Here is a 4,310-nt window from a genome sequence, read left to right on the forward strand (position 1 = left end):
AGGCCGTCCCGCCCAGCGCCCGTCCGACCGCGAGCGTGCCCCGCGTCAGGCCGTGCACGGCGCAGCCGAGCTCGCCGTGCGCCCGCGGCACGACGACCCGCCGATCGCCGATCGCATCACGCCGAAGGATCTCGACCGGGCTGCCCGTGCGGAGCTGAAGACCCTCTCCAAGGAGAATGCGGAGACGGTCGCGCGGCACCTCGTCGCGGCATCCGAGGCGCTCGAGGACGACCCGGTGCTCGCGCATCGGCACGCGCTGTCGGCGTCGCGCCGTGCCGGCCGCGTCGCCGTCGTTCGCGAGACGCTCGCGATCACCGCCTACGCCACGGGCGACTTCGCGCTCGCACTCCGGGAGTTGCGGACCTATCGGCGGATCTCGGGCAACGACGACCAGATCGCGCTCATGGTGGACAGCGAGCGCGGCGTCGGACGGCCCGATCGGGCCCTCGAGGTCGGCAGGTCGGTCGACCGTTCGACGCTGCCCGCCGCGGTGCAGGCCGCGCTCGCGATCGCGATGTCGGGGGCCCGCCTCGATCTCGACCAGCCCGACCTGGCGCTCGCGGAGCTCGAGGTGCCGCAGCTCGATCCTGACCGCGCGTTCTCGTACAGCCCGGCCCTGTTCGCCGCGTACGCGGAGGTCCTCGAGGAGCTCGGGCGTTCCGCGGATGCCGCGCACTGGCGCGCACGCTCCGAACGTGCCGAGGCGGCACTCGAAGGCGTGCGTCCCGACTTCATCGAGGTCTTCGAGCTCGAGGTCGAGGAAGAGCCGGTCGCGATCGACGCGGACGAGGCGCACCCCGAGTCCGACGGATCCGCCGAGGTGGATGCCGAGGCCGCTGCCCCCGAGGCCGCTGCCCCCGAGGCCGCGACCGACGTCGACGGCCCTGCCGAGGGCGACCCCGCCGATGCGATCGAACCCGAGGTGGCGGCGATCCTCGCGGAGACCGCGGACCTCGATGACGAGCGGGGCGACGGTTCGGACGCCGAGCGCGGATGAGCCCGCTCTTCGCTTCCCGGCGCGCCGCGTCGACGCCGCTCGACGGCGTCGACGCGGTCTTCGCAGACCTCGACGGCGTGGTCTACGCGGGGCCCCACGCGGTGCCGCACGCGGTCGAGAGCCTGAACGCCGTCGCCGAGTCGCTCCCGGTCGCCTACATCACCAACAACGCCTCGCGGAGCGACGAGCAGGTCGCGGCGCACCTGACCTCGCTCGGGCTGTCGCCCGCGGCGCGCGATGTCGTGACCTCGCCGCAGGCCGCGATGCGGCTGCTCGCGGCATCCGTCGCCCCCGGCTCGCTCGTGCTCGTCGTCGGCGGGGACGGCATCATCACCGAGCTGGAACGCGGCGGCTATCGGGTGACGCGCTCCGCGGACGACGCGCCCGACGCGGTCATGCAGGGCTTCCACCCGGATGTCGGCTGGCGGCAGCTCGCCGAGGCCGCATTCGCGCTCAACGCGCACGGCGGACCCGGCGAGCCCGGCGGAATCCCCTGGATCGCGACGAACATGGACTGGACGATCCCGGTCGAGCGCGGCATCGCGCCCGGGAACGGCACGCTCGTCTCCGCGGTGCACACCGCCGCCGGCCGGTTCCCGGAGGTCGCCGGCAAGCCCGAGACCCCGATCTTCGACGAGGCGCGCGAGCGCTTCGGCGCTGAGCGTCCACTCATGATCGGCGACCGCCTCGACACCGACATCAGGGGCGCGAACCGGGCCGGCATCGCCTCGCTCGTCGTGCTCACGGGCATCGACCGTGCGAAGCAGGTGCTGGCAGCGGATGCCGCGAGCCGGCCGGACTTCATCGTCGCCGATCTCCGCCAGCTCCACGAGCCCTACCCGGAGGTGGAACGTCGCCGCGGCGGCGTGCGCGTCCGCGGCGCGGAGGTGCGGGTCGACGGACGTCGCGTCGTGATCGAGCGCGACGGCGACGATCCGCTCGACCTGCTGCGTGCCGCCTGCGCGGCGATCTGGGAGAGCGGGACCGCCATCCATGCGCTCGAGGTTCCGGAGCGGCTCTACCGCTGACCGGCCGGGGGCGGATCTCCGGGCCGTGCGCGTGCTGCGCGCGTGGGCCGAGCCGCGTCGACGGCGGCACCCGGTAGCGTTGAGGTCGTGAGCACAGGAGACTTCGACCCAGACGACCCGGTGGAGGCATCGGAGGATCTCGCGGTCGCGGTCGCGGCCGCCGACGCGCTCTCGTCGATCGAGGCGTCACCCCTGGAGGAGCGCGCCGCGGGGTTCGACGCGATGGTCGAGCAGCTCCGGCGCGAGCTCGAGCGATCCGATCCTGCTCGGTCGACGAGCTGATCGGTGTCGACGCAGCGACTCGATGCGGCGCTCGCGGCGCGAGGACTCGCACGCTCGCGCACGCACGCCGCCACCCTCATCGCCGACGGCGCGGTGCGCGTCGACGGGCAGCCCGTCACGAAGCCCGCGCATCGGGTGGCCGACGGCGCCGTCATCGAGGTGGCCGCGGCGGACCACTACGTCAGTCGCGCCGCGCACAAGCTCATCGCGGCGCTCGACGCCTTCGACGTGGAGCCTGCGGGTCGGGTCGTCCTCGACGCGGGGGCCTCCACGGGCGGGTTCACGCAGGTGCTGCTCGAGCGGGGCGCCGCGACAGTGCTCGCGGTCGACGTCGGGCACGGCCAACTCGCGCCGGAACTGCACGGCCTTCCCGGCCTGGTGCTGGTGGAGGGCTGCAACGTCCGTCACCTCGACGCGGCGACGCTCGCGCGCCTCACCGACGTCGACGAACGGCCGTCCCTCGTCACGGCCGACCTGTCGTTCATCTCGCTCACGACCGTGCTGCCCGCGCTGCACGCCACGGCGGCGCCCGGCGCCGAGTTCGTGCTGCTCGTCAAGCCGCAGTTCGAGGTCGGGCGCAGCGGCACGCGCGAGGGCGTCGTGCGCGATCCCGCCGCGCGCGGCGACGCGGTCACGAACGTGCTGTGGGCCGCGCACGACCTGGGGTTGCGCACGGCGGGCGTCCTGTCCTCCCCGATCGCGGGAACGCACGGCAACCGCGAGGTCCTGGTCCTGCTCAGCCCGACGCGGGGCGCTGATCCGTCAGAATGGTCCAGTCAGGTCCGAGCAGCGACGGGAGGCGTCACGGCGTGAGCGATGCGCGGAACTTCCTCGTGGTCTCCCACACCGGACGGTCGTCGGCCCTCGAAGCGACCGCAGACGTGTGCGGGCAGTTGGCCGCAGCCGGAGCGGTGCCCGTCGTGGCCGCGGAGCAGTGGCACGACGTCATGACCGCGCTGCCCGAACTCGAGGGCGTGGTCAAGCGGTTCGAGGAGGTCTCGCCGAAGCACATCGAGCTTGTCATCGTGCTCGGCGGCGACGGCACGATCCTCCGCGCGGCGGAACTCACCCGCGACCACCCGGTCCCGCTGCTCGGGGTCAACCTCGGCCACGTGGGCTTCCTCGCCGAGAGCGAGCGCGACGACCTCGGCTACACCGTCGGCCGCGCACTCGCCCGCGACTACACGGTCGAGGAGCGCATGACGCTCTCCGTGCGAGCGAAGGTCGGCGAAGAGGTGGTGTACGAGGGCTGGGCGCTGAACGAGGCGACCGTCGAGAAGGCCGAGCGCGAACGCATGCTCGAGGTGGTGATCGAGGTCGACCGCCGACCGTTGTCCTCGTTCGGGTGCGACGGCGTCGTGATGTCGACGCCGACCGGATCGACGGCCTACTCGTTCTCGGCCGGCGGCCCCGTCGTCTGGCCCGCGGTCGAGGCGCTGCTGCTCGTACCGCTCAGCGCGCATGCGTTGTTCGCGCGTCCGCTCGTCGTCGGCCCGGACTCATCGCTCGCGGTCGAGGTGCTCCAGCGCGCCGAGGCGACCGCGGTGATCTGGTGCGACGGCCGACGGATGTTCGAGCTGCCGCCCGGTGCGCGCGTCATCGTCCGACGATCACCGGTGCCCGTGCGCCTCGCACGACTCCACCAGGCGCCGTTCACCGATCGGCTCGTGAACAAGTTCCAGCTTCCCGTCACGGGATGGAGGGGGCCGGTCGCCGGTGATTGAGGAACTCGGAATCCGCGATCTCGGCGTGATCGCCGAGGCGGCGCTGCCGCTCGGTCCCGGCTTCACCGCGGTCACGGGCGAGACCGGCGCGGGCAAGACCATGGTCGTCACCGCGCTCGGGCTCCTGCTCGGCGCGCGCTCCGATGCGGGCACGGTCCGCTCGGGCGCGAAGCAGGCGTGGGTCGAGGGTCGCTGGCTGCTCGCCGACCCCGAGGCCGTCGCCGAGCGCGTCGCCGACGCCGGCGGCGAGATCGACGCGGGCGAACTGATCCTCGGCCG

Annotated in this window: 5 protein-coding genes and 1 pseudogene; all 6 read left to right on the forward strand. The window is 73.4% G+C overall.

The features are described from left to right. Positions 1 to 997, forward strand: a pseudogene (locus tag ESO86_RS12280) (hypothetical protein); the annotation flags it as partial. Next, positions 994 to 2,025: an HAD-IIA family hydrolase gene (locus ESO86_RS12285; protein ID WP_129235288.1), complete on the forward strand. Its 1,032-nt coding sequence runs from the start codon at positions 994 to 996 to the stop codon at positions 2,023 to 2,025. The pseudogene ESO86_RS12280 and the gene ESO86_RS12285, both read left to right, overlap by 4 nt. Before the next feature lie 87 nt (positions 2,026 to 2,112). Beyond that, positions 2,113 to 2,307 carry a hypothetical protein gene (locus ESO86_RS12290; RefSeq protein WP_129235289.1) on the forward strand — a complete coding sequence of 65 codons (195 nt, stop codon included), beginning with the start codon at positions 2,113 to 2,115 and terminating at the stop codon, positions 2,305 to 2,307. A gap of 3 nt (positions 2,308 to 2,310) precedes the next feature. Beyond that, on the forward strand, positions 2,311 to 3,120 hold the full coding sequence (locus tag ESO86_RS12295) for a TlyA family RNA methyltransferase (RefSeq protein ID WP_129235290.1): 810 nt from the start codon (positions 2,311 to 2,313) through the stop codon (positions 3,118 to 3,120). Further along, positions 3,075 to 4,031: an NAD kinase gene (locus ESO86_RS12300; protein ID WP_129235291.1), complete on the forward strand. Its 957-nt coding sequence runs from the start codon at positions 3,075 to 3,077 to the stop codon at positions 4,029 to 4,031. Before ESO86_RS12295 ends, ESO86_RS12300 begins: the two co-directional genes overlap by 46 nt. Continuing rightward, positions 4,024 to 4,310: AAA family ATPase (locus ESO86_RS12305; protein ID WP_340638855.1), on the forward strand; the 287-nt coding region annotated here is incomplete at its 3' end. The genes ESO86_RS12300 and ESO86_RS12305, both read left to right, overlap by 8 nt.

The organism is Agromyces binzhouensis, from assembly GCF_004135055.1.
Lineage (GTDB): Bacteria > Actinomycetota > Actinomycetes > Actinomycetales > Microbacteriaceae > Agromyces > Agromyces binzhouensis.